Origin of the sequence: Streptosporangium oxazolinicum (assembly GCF_039537505.1) — a bacterium.
Taxonomy (GTDB): domain Bacteria; phylum Actinomycetota; class Actinomycetes; order Streptosporangiales; family Streptosporangiaceae; genus Streptosporangium; species Streptosporangium oxazolinicum.
The window spans coordinates 182,765-201,678 of sequence record NZ_BAABAQ010000003.1; the positions used below are offsets into that span (position 1 = coordinate 182,765).

The 18,914-nt window shown below is 70.7% G+C and carries 12 protein-coding genes; 10 read left to right on the forward strand and 2 right to left on the reverse strand.

Annotated elements, in window-relative coordinates; genetic code table 11:
- The first annotated feature begins 181 nt into the window (after positions 1-181).
- Positions 182-2,170: an allophanate hydrolase gene (gene atzF, locus ABD817_RS10515; protein WP_344917615.1), complete on the forward strand. Its 1,989-nt coding sequence runs from the start codon at positions 182-184 to the stop codon at positions 2,168-2,170.
- A gap of 4 nt (positions 2,171-2,174) precedes the next feature.
- On the opposite strand, the gene ABD817_RS10520 is transcribed toward atzF, so the two are convergent.
- A complete protein-coding gene (locus ABD817_RS10520) occupies positions 2,175-3,233 on the reverse strand; it encodes a TrmH family RNA methyltransferase (RefSeq protein WP_344917616.1) in 1,059 nt (352 codons plus the stop codon).
- Positions 3,226-3,999 carry a DUF4184 family protein gene (locus ABD817_RS10525; protein ID WP_344917617.1) on the reverse strand — a complete coding sequence of 258 codons (774 nt, stop codon included), beginning with the start codon at positions 3,997-3,999 and terminating at the stop codon, positions 3,226-3,228. Before ABD817_RS10525 ends, ABD817_RS10520 begins: the two co-directional genes overlap by 8 nt.
- A gap of 219 nt (positions 4,000-4,218) precedes the next feature.
- Between ABD817_RS10525 and ABD817_RS10530 the strand changes: the two genes are divergently transcribed.
- From ABD817_RS10530 to ABD817_RS10570, 9 genes are all read left to right on the forward strand, one after another.
- Positions 4,219-4,848: a cation diffusion facilitator family transporter gene (locus tag ABD817_RS10530; protein WP_344917618.1), complete on the forward strand. Its 630-nt coding sequence runs from the start codon at positions 4,219-4,221 to the stop codon at positions 4,846-4,848.
- Positions 4,849-5,217: 369 nt separating this feature from the next.
- The gene (locus ABD817_RS10535; RefSeq protein WP_344917619.1) at positions 5,218-7,002 is read left to right on the forward strand and encodes a substrate-binding and VWA domain-containing protein; all 1,785 of its coding nucleotides are present in this window, start codon (positions 5,218-5,220) and stop codon (positions 7,000-7,002) included.
- A 201-nt stretch (positions 7,003-7,203) separates the two neighbouring features.
- A complete protein-coding gene (locus ABD817_RS10540; RefSeq protein WP_344917620.1) occupies positions 7,204-9,654 on the forward strand; it encodes an RNA polymerase sigma factor in 2,451 nt (816 codons plus the stop codon).
- Positions 9,655-10,174: 520 nt separating this feature from the next.
- Positions 10,175-11,302 carry a GNAT family N-acetyltransferase gene (locus tag ABD817_RS10545; RefSeq protein WP_344917621.1) on the forward strand — a complete coding sequence of 376 codons (1,128 nt, stop codon included), beginning with the start codon at positions 10,175-10,177 and terminating at the stop codon, positions 11,300-11,302.
- A 155-nt stretch (positions 11,303-11,457) separates the two neighbouring features.
- Positions 11,458-12,291, forward strand: coding sequence for a glycosyltransferase family 2 protein (locus ABD817_RS10550; protein WP_344917622.1), 834 nt, complete (start codon positions 11,458-11,460; stop codon positions 12,289-12,291).
- A 2-nt stretch (positions 12,292-12,293) separates the two neighbouring features.
- Positions 12,294-13,244: a glycosyltransferase family 2 protein gene (locus ABD817_RS10555; RefSeq protein ID WP_344917623.1), complete on the forward strand. Its 951-nt coding sequence runs from the start codon at positions 12,294-12,296 to the stop codon at positions 13,242-13,244.
- Positions 13,241-14,044 (forward strand): polysaccharide deacetylase family protein, encoded by an 804-nt coding sequence (locus ABD817_RS10560; protein WP_344917624.1) that lies wholly within the window; start codon positions 13,241-13,243, stop codon positions 14,042-14,044. The genes ABD817_RS10555 and ABD817_RS10560 overlap by 4 nt, the downstream gene beginning before the upstream one ends.
- Before the next feature lie 255 nt (positions 14,045-14,299).
- Positions 14,300-17,548 carry a hypothetical protein gene (locus ABD817_RS10565; RefSeq protein WP_344917625.1) on the forward strand — a complete coding sequence of 1,083 codons (3,249 nt, stop codon included), beginning with the start codon at positions 14,300-14,302 and terminating at the stop codon, positions 17,546-17,548.
- Positions 17,549-17,642: 94 nt separating this feature from the next.
- A complete protein-coding gene (locus ABD817_RS10570; RefSeq protein WP_344917626.1) occupies positions 17,643-18,863 on the forward strand; it encodes a DUF418 domain-containing protein in 1,221 nt (406 codons plus the stop codon).
- Positions 18,864-18,914 lie beyond the last annotated feature (51 nt).

The following is an 18,914-nucleotide window of genomic DNA, read 5'->3' on the forward strand; positions in this document are numbered from 1 at the left end:
CTCGCACCCTCGCACCCTCGCACCCTCGCACCCTCGCACCCTCGCACCCTCGCACCCTCGCACCCTCGCACCCTCGCACCCTCGCACCCTCGCACCCTCGCACCCTCGCACCCTCGCACCCTCGCACCCTCGCACCGAGCAGCGCGTAACACCGGAACCACCTACACAACAGGAAAGGCACATGCACCCTCCGCCTGATCCGGACAGCATGTCCCACCCCACCCTGGCCGGCACGGACAGCACGAACAGCCCGCTCCGCCTGGACCTGGAGAGCCTCTCCGCCCTCTACCGCGCCGGGACGGTCCGCCCCGCCGACGTCGCCGGGGAGGTGCTCGCGCGGATCGCGGCGCGGGGTGACGACCACGTGTGGATCACCCTGCGCCCGGCGGCGGACCTGCTCGGCGACGCGGCCGATCTGGCCCGTCGCTGGCCGGATCCGGAGACCCGCCCGCCGCTCTACGGCGTCCCGTTCGCGGTCAAGGACAACGTGGACGCGGCCGGGCTGCCTACCACCGCGGCCTGCCCTGCCTACTCCTACGTCCCGGAACGCGGCGCGCCGCTGGTGGAACGGCTGCTCGCGGCGGGTGCCCTCCTCGTCGGCAAGACCAACCTGGACCAGTTCGCCACCGGCCTGTCGGGCACCCGCAGCCCGTACGGCGCGTGCGAGTCGCCGCTGCTGCCGGGCCTCATCTCCGGTGGGTCCAGCTCGGGCTCCGCGGTGGCGGTGGCCGCGGACCTGGTCTCGTTCGCCATCGGCACCGACACGGCCGGGTCGGGCCGGGTGCCCGCCGCGCTCACCGGCACCGTCGGGGTCAAACCGAGCCGGGGCCTGGTCAGTACGCTCGGCGTGGTGCCCGCGTGCGCGTCACTGGACTGTCCGAGCGTCTTCGCCCGCTCGGCCGCCGACGGCCTGGCCGTCCTGTCCGTCATCGCCGCCTTCGAACTCGCCGACCCCTGGTCGCGCGCACTCCCCGTCCCCGGTCGCGTGCCGCCTTCCGCGCGTCCCCTGCGGATCGGGATACCGCTTCTGCCGGACTTCTTCGGCGACACCGCCGCCGAGGCGGCCTTCGCGGAGACGACGGAACGGCTCACCGGCCTCGGCCACCGGCTCGTCCTCGTCGACCTCGCCCCGTTCCTGGCCGCGGGACGGTTGCTGTACGAGGGGCCGTGGCTCGCCGAACGGCTCGCCGCGGTCGGCGACTTCGTCGCCCGCAACCCCGGCGAGGTTCACCCGGTCACCCTGAAGGTGCTGTCCGGCGGCGGCGCGCTCAGCGCCGTGGACGCCTTCGAGGGGCTCCACCGCCTGCGCGCGCTGGACGCGGAGACCCGGGAGGCGTGGGCCTCGATGGACGTCCTCGCGGTCCCGACCGTACCCACGACCTTCACCGTCGCGGAGATGCTCGAAAGCCCGATCGAACGCAACGCGATCCTCGGCCACTACACGACCTTCACCAACCTCCTCGACCTGGCCGGAATCTCCGTACCCGCCGGCACGACGACCACCGGCCGCCCCCACGGCGTCACCTTCCTGGGCCCGGCGGGCTCCGACGAGCTCCTCGCCGCCCTCGCCGCCACCTTCCACGCCCCAACCGACACCCCCACGATCCCGGCCCAGAACACGCGCCCAACCACCACCCCCCTCCCAGACGGGAGGCCAACCGCCACCCTCCTCCCAGACGGCCCGCCAACGGCCACCCCCGTCCCGTACGCGCGACCGGCAGCCGTCCCCACCTCGGATCCACAACCGGCGGTGGTCACTCCTTCCGCCGGTATCCCCGCCACACGGCCGATACTCGCCGTGGTCGGTGCGCACCGCTCGGGTCAGCCCCTGCACGGTCAGCTCACCTCCCTGGGAGCCACCGGCCTGGGAACAGCCCTCACCGCCCCCCTCTACCACCTCTACGCCCTGAACGACGGCGACATACCACGCCCCGGCCTGGTCCGCTCGACCTCCGGCGGGGTCCCGGTAGAAGTCGAGCTGTACGACCTGAGCCCCTCGGCACTCGGCATCCTGCTGACGCGGACCACTTCACCCCTCGGCCTCGGCACGATCGAACTCGCCGACGGCCGCGCGGTGCACGGCTTCCTCTGCGAGCCGTACGCCACCGAGCAGGCCCCCGACATCAGCCACCACCGCAACTGGCCGGACTATCTCCTCTCCCTGCCGTAGGAGTTCAGCTCGTGCGCATGAGGCCGTGGCAGGCGATGGCGGCGGCGGCTACCACGTTGAGGGAGTCGACGCCCATGCCCATCGCGGCCGGGCTCATCGGGATGCAGACCGCCTCGTCGGCCTCACGCAGCCAGCGGGAGGAGAGCCCGTCCCCCTCCGAGCCGAGCAGCAACGCCACCCGGTCGGCCATGGTGACCCTGTCTATAGGCGTGACGGACTGGTCCGGGGTGAGGGCCAGCGTCTGGAAGCCCGCCGCGCGCAGGTCGGCCAGGCCCGCGTACCAGTCGGTCATGCGGGCGTACGGGATCGCGAAGACCGCTCCCATCGAGACCTTCACCGAGCGCCGGTAAAGAGGGTCGGCGCAGCGCGGTGAGAGGATCACCGCCTCCACACCGAGGGCGGCGGCGCAGCGGAAGATGGCACCGACGTTGCCGTGGTCGACGAGGTCTTCGAGGACCAGGATGCGCCGGGGCGGTGAGCCGGTCCGCGCCACGGGCTCGACGTCCTCGCGGGCGGAACCCGTCGCGGGAGCGCGCGAGGAACGCGCCGTGGATCCGACGTCCTCGCGGGCGGAACCCGTCGCGGGAGCGCGCGAGGAACGCGCCGTGGATCCGACGTCCTCGCGGGCGGAACCCGTCGTGGGAGCGCGCGGGGAACGTGCCGTGAATTCGGCGGCCTCGGGATCGGGCGCTGCCTGGGTGGGGTGCCTTCCATCGCCGGGAGCGGCCCTGCCGGACAGGAGATCCCGCACCCCGGGAAGGGGAAGGCGTTCCATGGCGGCGAGGGCGCCTCGGTGGACCTGGAATCCGGTGACCTCCTCCATGACGGCGTCGTCCACGACGTGGACCCGGTCGCCGAGCGGGCCGAGGAGGTCGGCGAGGGGTTCGGCCCAGCGGGAGGTGAGGAGGACGGAACGCACGGGGTGGCCCGCCGCGACGGCGCGGCGGATGACCTTCTCCCCCTCGGCGATGAAGAGGCCGTGCTCGGCCTCCATGCTCTTGCGCAGCTCGACGTCACGCAGGTTGGCGTAGTCGGCCAGGTGGGGGTCGATGGCTTCAGGCACCCTCGAATACTGCCATGACCCGCCTGAGCTGCCATATCAGAGCGTAGACGAGCAGCATGGCGGAGCAGCCGACCATCACCCCCGCGCCCAGTCTCGTCACGAGCTCGACTTTGCTGCCCGCGGGGAAGGCCACCGACCAGGCGATCGCGCCCAGCGGGATCGACACGGCGGTGGCCAGGAGCACGGCACCGCGCTCGCCCGCGGGCAGGAGCAACCGCTCGGGCACCGGCCTCGGCTCCATCCCGGCCAGTCCGCGCCAGGCCCACCAGAGGACGATCGCCAGGCCGACCACGGTGGAGGTGTACTGCAGCAGGCGGAACAGGGAGATCACTCCCGCCACCCGGACGTCCAGCCAGCTCCAGCCCCACAGGGCCGAGCTGTACGAGTGGGTGAAGGAGTCCCAGACCTTGTGGGTGAGGGCGCCCACGACACCTCCGGCGATCACGGCGGGCAGCCGCCGCGGCCCGTACATACCGGGGGTCAGTGAGGCGGCGCGCCCGGCGAGGGTGGGGGGCAGGAGCGCGGTCAACGGGTCGCGGAGCACCAGGTGGAAGACGGCGAGCAGCACCACGACGGCGAACGGGTCGATCGTGAGAACGCCTCTGAGGGAGTGCCAGATCATGTAGTCGGGCAGGAAGGGGAAGAAGATCGGCAGGTCGGGCACCATGGCGCCCAGGGCGAGGGCCCAGGGGTCGAGGAACCGGCGCGTCCGCTCCGAGGAGATCAGCGGCAGCACGGCCGCGACGTGACTGGGCGTGAACGGCACGGACTTCCCTCCGACGATCTGCTGGACAGGTCCATCTTGCGGCATGACCACCACGCGGCAGCGGACTTTCGCCCGCCCGCGAGGCCCTACCGCTCTCCTGCGGCGACCGCCGCGCGAGAGCACGCCGCCACCGTGAGGAGTTTCGCTCCTTCCCCGCCTTTCGGCACCCTGCGACGTATAGGTTACCGAGAGTCGTCGAGCGGGTACCCGGAGACCGTCGTGACCGATCAGATCGTGCTGGCGCCGCCGAGCGCCGAGTGGTTCCGTGACGCCCGCAGGGCCCGCACCCTCTCCCTGGTCACCCTGGTCTGGCTGGGCGCCGAGAGCGTGCTCGGCATCGCCGCCGGTCTGGGGGCGCACTCGGTCGCCCTCATCGGCTGGGGCGCGTCGGCTCTGGTGGAGGCGGCGGCCAGCCTGATCGTGGTCTGGCGGTTCACCGGGACGAGGACCGGTTCCGCGTACGCCGAGGAGCGGGCCCGCAAGGCCGTGGCGATCAGCTTCTGGATCCTCGCCCCCTACCTGGTGCTGCACGTGGCGTACGACCTGGACGCCGGTCACCGGGCCGTGCCGAGCGTGCTCGGGATCGTGGTGACGGCGGCCAGCGTGGTCGGCATGCCGTTCCTGGGGACGGCCAAGCGGCGACTGGGTGTCCGGCTGCACTCGACGGCGACCGCGGGCGAGGGGACACAGAACCTCATGTGCGCCCTGCTCGCGGCGGGGGTTCTGGCCGGGCTCGCGCTGAACTCCGTCGGGTGGTGGTGGATCGATCCCACCATGGCGGTTCTGCTGGCGGCGGTGGCGGCGCGAGAGGGGTTCAGGGCGTGGCGCGGGCACTCCTGCTGCCACTGATCACCCGTTTACCGCCACCTCTCCAGCCGTCGTCCCCATCTAACACATCGGCCCGTTTACCGTCGGCCCCTTCAACCACCGACCATCCGTTCACCGTCGCCGATCACCCGTTCCCCCGGCCATTGATCATTTGTTTCCCGTGCCGATCTTTCATTGTTTCCGCCGCCCGACCAGGCGATCTTCATCACCACCGGCCGTCGGCCGCCTTCACGGACACAGGGTTTCATGATCAACACATACAGTAACAGCAGTACCGAAATGTGTTTTTTGCCCCAGTAACCATTCCAAGTACAGTTCCGTGAATATTGCGGACGACCTCCCGATAGGGTGACCCGCTAGCTCCATGACATCGACACCGAAGAGGACATCGTGGGCGGACGTCACCGGACGGATGAACTCGAGGACGGCTACACCCCGTACAAGGAACCGCAGCCGAGACGCAGGCGCGGGGGGCGCGGCAAGGTGCTGGTCCCGCTGGCCGGGTCCGTCGCCCTCGCGGTGCTGCTCGGCGTCGCCGCGTTCGTGGTCATCAACCGCGACCGCGACGGCGGGTGCTCGGGTGAGGCGCTCCCGCTGCGGATCACCGCCTCCCCGGACATCCAGCCCGCCCTGTCCCAGATCGCCGGGCGCTTCAACAAGGCGGCTCACGACGTCGACGGCAGATGCGCCGCGGTCACGGTGGCCAAGGGCACCTCGGCGACCGTGGCCTCCTCCTTCGGCGGTGGCAAGGCCGCCGCGATGGACATGTGGGTCCCCGACTCGAAGCTGTGGGTGACGAACCTGCGGGCGAGGAACCAGGAGGTGCCCGAGGCGGGCGCGTCCATCGCCCACTCCCCCATCGTCATGGTGGCCTCGGGCTCGGTGGTGCCGAACCTGAAGAAGAGCTTCGGCGAGGCCAGCTGGGGCGGCATGATCAACGCCGCCAACGTGGCCAACGTGGACGGCCCCGGCCGCAAGGTGCGCGTGCTCGTGCTGGACCCTTCGCTCAACGCCGCCGGGCTCGGCGCGCTCCTGGCCGCCGCCGGGGTGGCCACGGCCTCGGGGGCGGGCGAGGAGCAGCTGGTCGGCGCGCTCAAGAGCCTGTCGGGATCGACGTCGACGGTCCGCGACCAGGACGCGCTGCTGTCCAGCCTCGGTGTCCAGGGCAGCAAGGCCCCGCTGGGCATCTCCTCGGAGCAGGGAATCTGGGCGTTCAACAAGGTCAAGAAGCCCGAGGTCCCGGCCGTGCCGCTCTATCCGGCCGAGGGGACCATCAACCTCGACTACCCGGTGGTGATCACCGCCCAGGACGCCGCCGTACGCAAGGCCGCCGAGGCGTTCCAGAAGGAGCTGGGCAGCGAGGCGTCCAAGAAGACGCTGCAGGAGCAGGGATTCCGCACCCCGGACGGCAAGGGCGGCAAGGCGATCTCCGGCTCCGCCGGCTTCCAGGCCAAGGCCCCGCAGGCGATCGAGCCACCCGACGGCAAGACCGTCGCGAGGATGTCCCAGACCTGGTCCCGGATCAAGCTCGGTTCCAGGCTCCTCACCCTGCTGGACGTCTCGGGGACCATGGCCCTTCCCGTGCCGGGCACCGGCCTGACCCGGATGCAGGCGATCACCAGGATCGCCGTCGAGGGGATGAAGCTCTTCCCCGTCAAGAGTGAGCTGGGGCTGTGGGAGTTCTCCACCCATCTCAACGGCCGGGGGGTCGACTACCGCGAGACGGTTCCGGTGGGGCCGCTCACCCAGGACGTCAACGGCGCCCTGCGCAGGGACGTGCTCAACCAGAGGCTGATCTCGACCCAGGCCAGGTCCACCGGCGACACCGGGCTCAACGACACCCTCGCCGCCGCCTACGAGCAGATGACCGACGAGTACCAGAGCGACAAGATCAACACGGTGCTGATCCTCACCGACGGGGCCGGTAACGACGACCCGGACGGCGGGATCAGCAACCAGCAGATCCTGAAGCGGCTCAGGGACCAGTTCAACCCGGAAAAGCCGGTGAGCGTCCTGATCATCGCCTTCGGCCCCGACGCCCCCAAGGGCAAGCGCCAGATGGACGCCCTGGCCAAGGCGACGGGCGGTGACGCGTACATCGCCAAGGACGTCCTGGAGGTCAGGAAGTTCTTCCTGGAGGGCATGTCACGCCGGCTCTGCGCCCCCAACTGCTGACTCTCCCGCATCACTTTCATCCTGTACGGCTGGCGCCACATTGGTACCAGCCGTATCAGTTTTCCCAGGTCATACCGTGTCGGCATGATATCGACCTCTTTGGTCAACCGGTTGCGGGGAGGTGACGTCCTACGCGTGTGGGCTGGAACGGGTGAGTGGTGAAACCCGTGAACGAGCCCGTCTCGCGGGGGAGGAATGTCCGTGCCCGGATGGCCGACCGTCGGCCGAACCGACGATCAACAACTTGTTGAGGCGCTGCGGCGTGCCGACACAACGGCGCCCGCGAGCCTCTACGACTCCTATGCCGAACGTCTCAACGACTACGCCCACTCGCTGCTGGGCGACCGCGAGACCGCCGCCGGCGCCGTACACGACGCCCTGGTCACGGCCCAGGGCAGCGTGGACCGCCTGCGCGAGCCCGGCCGCCTGCGCGCGTGGCTGTACGCGCTCGTACGGATCCGGTGCGCGGACGGGGGACGCGGCGGCCCGCAGGGGTCGGCGCCGCCGCCCGACATCCACGACGACCCGGCCGAGCGGGAGCTCGCGGCCCTGGTCCACGAGGCGATGGCGGAGCTGAGCGGGCAGGAGCGCGAGGTGCTCGAACTGTCGCTCCGCCACGACCTCGGCAGCGGTGAGGTCGGCGCGGTGCTGGGGCTGACCTCCCGCCAGGTCACGGCGAGGCTCGGCCGGGCCCGCGACCACCTGGAGAACGCGGCCGCCGCCGTGGTGCTCGCCAAGGTCGGCCGGGCGCACTGTCCCGACCTGTCGGCGATGGTGGACTCGTGGGAGGGTCCCCTCACCACGATGCTGCGCAGGCGGCTGTCGGCCCACATCGGCCGCTGCGAGGTCTGTGTCGAGCGCAGGGACCGGCACGTCTCGGCCGGACGGCTGCTGGACCTGCTCCCCCTGGCCTACCCGCCGCTCTCCCTGCGCCGCCGGGTGATCGAGACCTGCGTGAACCCGGAGTCGCGCGAGGAGCGCGCCGCCATCGTGGCCGGGAACGGCTTCGACAAGGCCGGTTTCCCCACGGCCGCCGAACGGCGTACGGGGGGCCGCCGATGGGGCGGGAGGAAGGGCGGCAGGCGGGCGCGCGACGAGGGAACCTCCAGGGGCGAAGGGTCCACACCTCCCTCGGGCACCCGCTCCCGGCACGCGGCGCCCCCCTCGGACACGGGAACACCGGCCGCGGACGCGAGGGCGTGGCCGTCCGGGACGGAGGCGACGGGGACGACGGGGACGACGGGGACAACAGGAGCGCGGTACGCGGAGAGCGGGCCGGCGCCTCGGTACGTGATGGCGTCGCCCACGGACGGCGAGCCCGAGCGCGCGGCGCCGTGGACGGACGCCGGGACCCGGCACGCGTCACGACCGGCGGACGACGGGGTGCGGCACACGCCGCCACCCGTGGACAGCGAGGTCTGGCCGGAACCCGCGGCGAGCGCCGAGGCGTGGCCGGTGCCGACCGTGAACGCCGAGGCGTGGCCGGCACCGCCCGCGGACGACGAGGCGTGGCGCACACCCCCACCGGTGGAGACCGGGATCTGGCCGGCACCGTCCGTGGACGACCAGGCGTGGCCTGGCCGCCTCACCGAGGACGAGCCGTGGCGCGCGACACCGTCTCCGGACGGCGAGCCATGGCGTGCGACACCGCCGGTAACCGACCGGGCGTGGGACGCGACACCGCCCGCGGACGACCAGGCGTGGCAGGCATCATGGCAGGCGGATGACGAGGCCCGCCACACCCCGCCGGGCGGAGGCGGCGACGACTGGCACGTTCCACCCGCGGAGGCTCCCGAGGCACGGCGCACACCACCGGCGGGAAGCACCGAGGCATGGCGTACGTCATCGGCGAAGGACGGCGGCGAGGTCCGGCGTACGCCGTCGCTCCCGGGCGACGGGAAGCGGGGGACGGAGGCGCTGCCCGCGCAGCGGCGGAGGCGGCGCGGGCGCAGGGGGCCGGTGCTGCTGGCGGCGGTGTGCGTGCTGGCCGCCACCGGGGCGGTGGTCGTGGTGGGCGGGCAGGATCTGGCCGGAGGGGCGTTGAGGGACCCCCAGACCGCGCCGGGGACGGAACCCGCGCTGATCACGCTGGAGCCCGGCCCCGCACCGGAGCCCGACCCCCTGCTGGAGGACCCGGAGGACCTGGAAGCCGTGCCGACACCCACCCCGAGGAGAAGCCGAAAGAGCGAGACCCCCGTCCCCACCGCCACCGCCACCGCGGCGCGACCGGCACCGAGCCGCGCCCCCACGACGGGACGGCCCCGCCCCACCCGTACCGCCACCACGCCGCCCGCGGCCGGTCGGCTGAGCGTCTCGTGCCCGGGAGACATCGGGGAGGGCGCCGGGCAGATCCGGCTCGCGGCCCGCGACGCCACGGTCTCGTGGTCGGCGACCACCTCCGGCGGGCTCGACGTGCACCCCGCCCAGGGGCGGTTGAAGGCGGGCGCGAGAAGCGTGATTTGGGTCACTGCCAAGGATCCGTCGGAGAGCGGCACGGGACGGGTCGCGTTCAAGTCCGCCGGGGGCAACGCCGGATGCGCGATCTCGTGGGAAAGTCCTGAACCCGACGCCCCCGCGCCCCCCGACGACCCGGCTCCCGAGCCGACGCCGACCCCCTCCGCCGGGGCGAGCTCCGAGGGGGCGACGGGCTGACTCCCGCATCCCGTTTTACCTAACACCGAGACTTCTCTCAGGGATCCGGTAAACCATGGACTCGTGCCGAGCGTCGGCATTGACGTCCATGCTGAGTGATTGGTCACATGAAAGGCGCGATCAGTCACATCATTACCTACAGGAGCTCGGAGATGTCGATCAACCGCAGGGTGCTCAGATGGGCACTCACCTTCGCGTGCGTCGCGGGGGCTGTGATCGCTTTAGCCGACATCGACACTCCGTTACGCTTGATCCTTACGCCCCTGTTCCTATTGGTTGTTCCGGGCGCTGCGGTGGTAGGACTGTTGCGTGATCGTGACCCGCTTGCGGCACTATCAGTGGGTGCGGCGGCGAGCCTGGTTGTGAACGTTCTCTTGGCCGCTGCCATGCTTACCTTTGACGCATGGTCGCCCCGTGCCGGAGTCGCGACCATCGCGGTGCTCGGTGGCTTCATCTACGTACTACGCGTGTTGTATCGGGGGGGCGGGAGCTTGCAGACCGAACAGGGGGCCAGGTCAAGGTGAACATCGTCATCGTTCGCCCAGGAGACCTCGGGGAGCCCGAGATCTCGCGATGGCGGGAGTTGCAGGTGGCGGATCCGTCGCTGGACAACCCCTTCCTCTCCGTGGAGTTCACCCTCGCCATGGGGCGGCTGCGTGACTACGTCCGGGTCGCGGTCATCCAGGACGGCGGCAAGATCGTGGGGTTCTTCCCCTACGAGCGCCACAGCTTCGGGATCGGCAAGCCTCTCGGCGGTTTCCTGACCACCTGCCACGGACTGATCGCGGTCTCCGGCCTCAAGCTGGACGTCCGGACCCTGCTGCGCGCCTGCAAGCTCTCCGTCTTCGACTTCGACCACCTGGTTCCCGGCCAGCCGACGTTCGCGCCGTACGAGTCGGACGTGCGACCGGCTCCGGTGATGGACCTCAGCGTGGGGTTCGAGACCTACATCGAGCAGGTGAGGGCCAACTCGCCGAAGAACCTCAAGACGGTCCGCTACAAGGAGCGCAAGCTCGGCCGCGAGCAGGGCGAGATCCGCTTCGAGTGGTACTCGGCCGACCCGGGCACGCTCCGCACGCTCACCAACTGGAAGTCCGACCAGTACCGCAGGACGGGCCGGGTCGACCGCTTCGCCCAGCCGTGGATCGTCCAGTTGCTCGACGAGATGCACGCGGAGAGGTCCGAGAGTTTCGCGGGCGTCCTGACCATGGTCTACGCCGGGGACAGGCCGGTCGCCGGTCACTTCGGCCTCCGGACGGCGACGACCCTGGTGGGCTGGTTCCCGGCCTACGACACCGAGTTCGCGCGTTACTCCCCCGGCATCATGCATCACCTGCACATGGCCGAGCACGCCGCGAACTCCGGGCTGCGGCAGGTGGACATGGGCAAGGGCGGGCGCGAGTACAAGAGCTGGTTGAAGAGCGGTGACCTCTTCGTCGCGGAAGGCCGCGTGTCGCGTCCCTCCCCGGCCGCCGCCGTCCACTGGATCGGCCGCACCCCGGTCAACAAGGCGCGAACGATTGTTACAGATCGCCCGAATTTGTACAGGCTTGCTGACCGTGTGCTGAAGGGTTTCGGCCGTATGCGCTCCCCCGCGCAGAACCAATCAGGCACTCCGGTCGTCAAGGAACCATGGGGAGTGGGCTAGCCCGCTTCCGTTCATCATCACACCACCCGCCAGGACCCTCGCATGCATCCCTCATCGCATTCGCCGTTTCCGCCGATCGTCCCGATCGGCCATGGCCCCGGGTCCGTCCGACAGTCGCCACTGACGACCGACCGCCCGGAAGGACATCCGTCACAATGAGCCCCGAGATCACCAAGCAATACAACAACAGGAAGCCACCGCTGAGGGCGGTGCCACCCATCGAGCGGTTCACCCCCATCACCCCCAACATGGCGATCTCCCCCACCGTCAGCGTCGTCGTACCGGCCATGAACGAGGCGGAGAACCTTCCGCACGTCTTCGCGACGCTGCCGCAGTGGATCGACGAGATCGTCCTGGTCGACGGCAACTCCAAGGACGACACCGTCGCCGTGGCGAGGAAGCTGCGCCCCAACGTCCGTGTGGTCCACCAGACGGGCAAGGGCAAGGGCAACGCGCTGACGGACGGATTCGCCGCCTGCACCGGCGACATCATCGTGATGATCGACGCCGACGGCTCCACCGACGGCCGCGAGATCATTCAGTTCGTGGGCGCGCTGGTCACCGGGGCCGACTTCGTCAAGGGCTCGCGCTACGCGTCCGGCGGCGGCAGCGACGACCTGACGTTCATCCGCAAGTTCGGCAACAAGTCGCTCACCGCGCTGGTCAACAGGATGTACGGCACCAGCTACAGCGACCTGTGCTACGGCTACAACGCCTTCTGGGCCCGCCACCTGGACGTCCTCAACCTCGACTGCGACGGCTTCGAGATCGAGACCCTGATGAACGTCCGCGCCGCCAAGGCCGGGCTCAAGGTCCACGAGGTTCCCAGCCACGAGCGCTGCCGCATCCACGGCGAGAGCAACCTGCACGCCGTGCGCGACGGCATCCGGGTGCTGAAGACCATCATCCGCGAGTGGCGGAGCAACCCGGCTCCCGTCGTTCACGAGCCGGCCGCCGCCCCTCCGGCCGCCGACCAGGGCGCCGCGTAGTCATGAGAAGCAGTGTCGTCATCTGCGTCTACACCGAGGACCGCTGGGAGGACATCCGAGCGGCCGTCGAGTCGGTCCAGAACCAGACGCGCGAGCCGCACGAGATCATCCTGGTCGTCGACTACAACCCGGATCTCCACCTGAGGCTCAAGAAGGAGTATCCCGGCGCGATCGTGGTGGAGAACGCTCAGGAGAAGGGGCTGTCCGGTGGCAAGAACACCGGCGCGGCGACCGCCTCCGGCGACATCGTGGCGTATCTGGACGACGACGCCGTCGCGGAGCCCGGCTGGCTGGAAGCGCTGGAGGAGGGCTTCCAGGACCCGACCATCGTGGGGGTGGGCGGGCAGACCAGGCCGCTGTGGGGAATCGGGCACCGGCCCGGCTGGTATCCCCACGAGTTCGACTGGACCGTGGGGTGCAGCTATCTGGGCATGCCCACGGAACGGGCGCGGATCCGCAACGTCATGGGCGGCAACGCGGCCTTCCGCCGGGAGGTCATCGGCGGTGTCGGCGGGTTCCACACCGGCATCGGGCGCAGCGTGCAGGGGCGCAAGCCCCGCCCGCTGGGCTGTGAGGAGACCGAGTTCTGCATCCGGCTCTCGCAGCGGATGCCGGGGTCGGGAATGCTGTTCGAACCGGCGGCGGTGATCGGCCACAAGGTGCCGCCCGTACGCTCGACGTTCGCCTACTTCCGCTCGCGCTGTTTCGCCGAGGGCCTGTCCAAGGCACTGGTGGCCCAGAGCGTGGGAGCGGGCGACGGACTGTCGAGCGAGCGGGCTCACGCGCTGAAGGCACTGCCGCTGGGCGCGCTGCGCGGGGTCGGCGAGGCCCTGCGGGGCGACCCGTCCGGTTTCGGCAGGGCCGGGGCGATCGTCGTCGGCCTCGCCTGGACGACCTGGGGTTACGTCGTCGGTTCCGTACGGCTGAAGCTGAAGCGGGTGCGTTCGGCATGATCCGCGTACCGATCCTGATGTACCACTCTGTCTCCGACCGGCCCAACGCCGAGACGAAGCCGCTGGCGGTACGTCCCTCGGCCTTCGCCGAGCAGCTGGCCTACCTGAAGGAGAACGGTTTCACGCCGCTGACGGTGGCCGACCTGGTCGCCTCGCTGCACAACAACAACGGCCGCTCCATCCCCGAGCGGCCGGTCGTGGTGACCTTCGACGACGGGTACGCCGACTTCCACAGCGAGGCACTGCCCCTGCTCGAACGCTACGACTTCCCCGCGACGGTCTTCCTGACCAGCGGGTGGGTCAGCGACGCGGGCAAGGACGCGGCGGGCAGGCCCCTCGACACGATGCTGTCGTGGAGCCAGGCCCGCGAGGCCGCCTCGTGCGGCATGGAGATCGGCGGGCACAGCCACAGCCACCCCCAGCTCGACCAGCTGCCCGATGACGAGCTCCGTCAGGAGCTACGGCGCAACAAGGCCCTGCTGGAGGACAAGATCGGCTCCCTGGTCTCGACGATGGCCTACCCGTACGGCTACTCCAGCGTGCGCGTGCGGCGCGAGGTCAGGAAGGCCGGATACTGGGCCGCCTGCGCGGTGAACAACGCCATCGCCGCCGACCGGCACGACGTGCTCGCGCTGCCGCGCCTCACCGTCGCCGAGGGCACGTCGATGAAGATGTTCAGCCGGGCGGTCGAGGGAAACCAGGTCCCGCTGATCTACATGCGGGAACGAATGCTGACGAAGGGGTACGCCGTCGTCAGGCGCACGAGATACGGTCTGCGCCGGGTACGCGGCCAGGCGTGAACGACCGGGTACGCCCCGGAGCGGCGCGGGGCGCGCTCCGGTGAGATCGGCGGTCCCCGCACCGTCCGGCGCCCCCCTTCCCTCGGGGGCGGAGGCGCCGGGAGGGGACCACCTGGCTGGAACGAGGCCGCGATAGCGCTTTTTCACCGGTGTACGCGAAGCACCCGGACATGACGGATATCCGTGGCAGCCCGTCACACCCCGGTCCGCGTAGCCGCCATGATGTTAGACGTGAGGCAACGGGCAGGTAATGACGTGACGACGACGGGGGCGGCGGAAACCGCCGAGGTCGGGGAGATCGATCCCACCCACCCCGCGCCTTCGGACGGGGCTTCGGCCGGGTCCGACGGCGAGCCCACCGGCACGGCGCTCCTCGAAGCGCCCGGCGACGAGGCTCCCGACGAGGTCCCGGGCGAGATTCCCGACGGCGAGGCTCCGGGCGGCGAGACGTCCGGCGGCGGGAGCCGGTACGGCAGGAGTCCGTACGGCGAGACTCCCGGCCGTGAGACTCCCAGCCACGGGACTCCCGGCCGCGAGACTTCTGACAGTGAGGCTCCTGGCCGCGAGACTCCCGGCGAGACGTCCGACGAGACGTCCGGCGGCGAGGAGGCTCCGGGGGATGACCCTCGTGGTGACGACGCGCCGGTCGACGACGCTGCCGATGACGACACGCCACCGGACTCCGCGGACGACCCCGACCCCAACACTGACGCCGACGCCGCCACGCCACCGGGCAACACGGATGTCACCGGTGACGACACGCAGAACGACGCGGACGACACCGACACCGACACCACCACCGACAGCGACAGCGACAGCGACACGCCGGACGGCTCTCCGGAGGAGAGCGCCTACGACGACGACCCCGAGGTCACCGCCGTCATCCGGCTCCCCCTCCGCCCGATGTCCCCGTCCCGCGCCGACGCTCCCGAAACCGAGACGGCCGAGCCCCCGCCCGCGCGCCCTGAGGGCCCCGAGGACGACGGGGACAACGACGACGGCGACGAGGACAGGGCCGACACCACGACGGAGATTCGCCTGCCCGGCCGGGCCGCGTCCTCTCTCACGGCATCCCCCGCCCCCTCGGAGCCTTCGGAACCGGGCCTTCTCGGTGAGGAGCCACGGGAAAGCTCCGCGGGGGCGCCCAGGCAGCCCCTGGAAGTCTCGAAGCCCCTCCCCGAGGTCACAGAAACCCCTGCGACCCACCAGGCCCCACAGGGCACGCAGAGGAGCCCGGAAACCGGTTCCGGGAAGAGCACGGCGAAGGGAGCCGGGAGGGCGGTACCGGCGACCAGCGCCATGCCCCCATCCGCGGTGGCCACCACGGCCCCCCCGGACGCGACGCCCACCGCCAAGCCCTCGCGCCTGCAGACCGTGATGCGGTCGGCCATGGTGTGGCTGCCGCCGCTGCTCACCGTCGAGGGCCTGATCATGTACGTGCTGGCCCTGCGCGTGGCGCCGGGCCCGCTGCGGGGCGTCGACCTGACCGAGATCGACGGTGTGGGCCTGATCTCGGCCATGCCGCCGACCGCGTTCGCCGCGATCCTGCTGATGCTCGTCGCGTTCTTCGTCACGATCGCGCAGAACACCGACCGCAAGTTCCTGCTGCTCTTCCAGATCGCGGCGATCACCTTCGCGCTGCACGGGGCGGCGGCCCTGATCGAGGACGAGGCCAGGTTCCACACGGCCTACGTCCACGCGGGCTTCGTGGAGTACATCAACCGCACCGGTGAGGCCTCCGCCATCCTCGACGCCCGTCTGGCGTGGCCGGGGTTCTTCGCGCTGGTGGGGTTCGTCACCAAGGCCGCCGGGGTCACCGACCTGACGACGATCATGCGGTGGACGCCGCTGCTGTCGAACCTGCTCTACCTCCTGCCGTTCGTGCTGATCCTGCGCCAGGTCGTCGCCACCACCAGGGCCCGCTGGTTCGCCGCGCTGCTGTTCGTCATCGTGCAGTGGATCGGCCAGGACTACTTCTCCTCCCAGGGCTTCACGTACGCGATCTACCTGGCCTTCGTGGCGATCGTGCTGCGCTGGTTCGGCAAGGTGGAGCCGCGCGACAAACCGATGCCGGTCAAGGGGCCGATCCGGCGGCTGCTGGCCCGCCTGGACGGGCTGACGCCGGGTGAGCTGCCCCACTCCACCGGCGTCTACGACCGGGCCATCATGCTGATCGTGCTGATCGGCCTGTTCGCGACCGCGACCGCCTCGCACCAGATCACCCCGTTCATGATGCTCGGCGCGCTGACCGGCCTGATCCTGCTCCGGCGCTCCTCGCTCAGCTGGGGGCTGCCCTTCTTCCTGGGCCTGATGGTGCTGGCCTGGATCAGCTACCAGACGGTCACCTTCTGGAGCGGGCACATCGACCAGCTCTTCGGCGGTCTGGGCCGGATCCTGGAGAACCTGCAGAGCAACACCGGCGACCGTATCGACGGCAGCGATCCCAAGCACGCGCTCGTCCTCATGGCCCGCCTGGGCATCTGCGGCGTCATCCTGACGCTGGCCGCCGCCGGGCTGTTCCGCCGCCTGCGGCGCGGCGTCGGCGACCGCGCGGCCCTGCTGCTGCTGTGCGTTCCGGTGCTCGCCCTCGGCCTGCAGAACTACGGCGGCGAGATCGGCCTGCGCATCTACCTGTTCGCGCTGCCCGGCGCCTGCATCCTGGCCGCGTACGCCTTCTTCCCGAACCTCCCCGCGGGCACCGAGGACGCGCCGGAGGAGACGGTGCCGATCCGCAGGCGCAACATCCGGTTCAACCCGGAGCTGACGCGGCGGATCTCGCTGCTGCTCGCCGCCGGGTGCGCCATGGTGCTGGCGATGGTCTTCCTGGTCGCGCGGTACGGCAACGAGCAGTTCGAGCGGGTCTCGGCCAGCGAGGTCGCGGCGATGCACTACATCTACGACCACGACACGCCGAGTGCCCGCGTCCTGTACCTGGTCCCGCTGCTCGGCGAGGAGGTCACCCCGAGCATCCCGTGGGGCGAACGCGACTTCGACAAGATCTCCTACCAGCAGGTGCTGGTGGAGAAGAACCCGGCCCAGCTCCGCTGGGTGATCGACAAACTCCGGGTGTCGCCGCCCAACACCTATCTGGTGGCCACCCGTGGGCAGGCCGGATACCTGCAGCTCAACCACGGCTTCCCGCACGACTGGGCGCCGAGGTTCCGTGCCGCGCTCGACGCCAGCAAGGAGCTCAAGCGGGTCTTCAACGGCGAGGACGCGGCCGTCTACACGCTGAGGTCCTACCCCGAGGGCGCCGAGATCCCCGAGCCGGGGGTGCCGACCGGCGGCAGCGACCCGACCTCGCCCTGGACGCCGGTCGGCCTGGCCGCGCTGGGCCTGACGTGGATCGCGCTGTTCGGCTACGAGGTGGTCCGCCTGCGTGGCCGCGACCAGGCGACCAGGCGGAGGAGGAGGCGCATCCTGTTCGTCGCGGTGCCCGCGTTCGTGCTGGCCGTGGCAGTGATCGCGGAGCGGTTCATCGTCATCGGGTACCAGCTTCAATAAGCGACAAAGTCTCTCGGCGGGCGGCCGGGCCGCGCCATACTGGGCACCGTTCGCCGGGGGAAGCACCTCGCTAAGCTGCTCGAAGGACGGTCAGATGCTCGCAGGGGAGCCCCGCGGCCGGGCGGGGACCTCCACCGGGACCGCGGGGCAGCGGATCGCGGCGGTCGACGCGCTACGCGGTTTCGCGCTGTTCGGCATCGTGGTGGTCAACATCACCTATCTCGCCTCGGGATACCGGATGGCGGGGCTGGCGGCGCCGTCGTTCTCCGCGCCGCTCGACTGGGAGGTGCGCTGGGTCGTCTCGGTCCTCTTCGAGAACAAGTTCTATCTGCTGTTCGCCTTCCTGTTCGGCTACAGCTTCACCCTCCAGATCGACTCGGCCCGCAGGTCGGCGGCGGCGTTCGCGCCCAGGTTCCTGCGCCGCCTGGGCGGCCTGTTCCTGCTCGGCCTGGCCCACGGGATCCTCCTGTTCCCCGGCGACATCCTGGCGACGTACGCGATCGTGGGGCTGGTCCTGCTGGCGGTGCGGCGGATCACCCCGCGCGCCGCGGTGATCGCCGCGCTCGCGCTGACGGTGGCGCTGGCCGTGGGGGTGCTGCTGCTGGCCGTGCTGGCGGCGCTGGGCACCGACGCCTCGGAGGCCGTCTCGGAGAACGCGGCGCAGGCCGCCCTGTCGGACCAGGCCCTGCACGGCTCCGCATCCATGATCATCAATGAGCACCTGCACAGGCTCGCCAAGATCTTCGTGCTGCGGGTCTTCTTCCAGGGGCCCACGGTACTCGCCGCCTGCCTGGTCGGGCTCGCCGTGGGCAAGCTGCGGCTGCTGAACGACCTGTCCGGGCACACGGCCACGCTGCGCCGGATGCAGTGGGCGGGGTTCACCGCCGGGCTCGCCGGGGCGCTGGTCTACGCGCACTCGACCTGGTCGGGCGGCGGGCACGCGTACCACATGGTCGGCCAGGCGGTGAACCTGGTCACCGCGCCGCTGCTGGCCGCGGCCTACGCCGCCACGCTGCTGCGCCTGCTCCCGGCGGTGCCGCGTCTGGCCGGGGCGTTCGCGGCGCCCGGCAGGCTGGCGCTGACGAACTATCTGGGGCAGTCGCTGATCAGCTCACTGATCTTCACCGGTTACGGGCTGAGCCTGGTCGACCAGCTCAGCCCGTTCTGTGTCGTGTCGATCGGCGTCGGCATCTTCGCGGCGCAGGCCGCCTGGAGCCTGTGGTGGCTACGCCGCCACCGCTACGGGCCGGTGGAGTGGCTCCTGCGCTGGTTCACCAACTGGCGCAAACCCTCCACCGCCCCGGACGCCGCCTAGTGCTCCGTTCCTCCGACCTCCCTCCGGGCCGTTTCGGGAACGTTCCGGAAG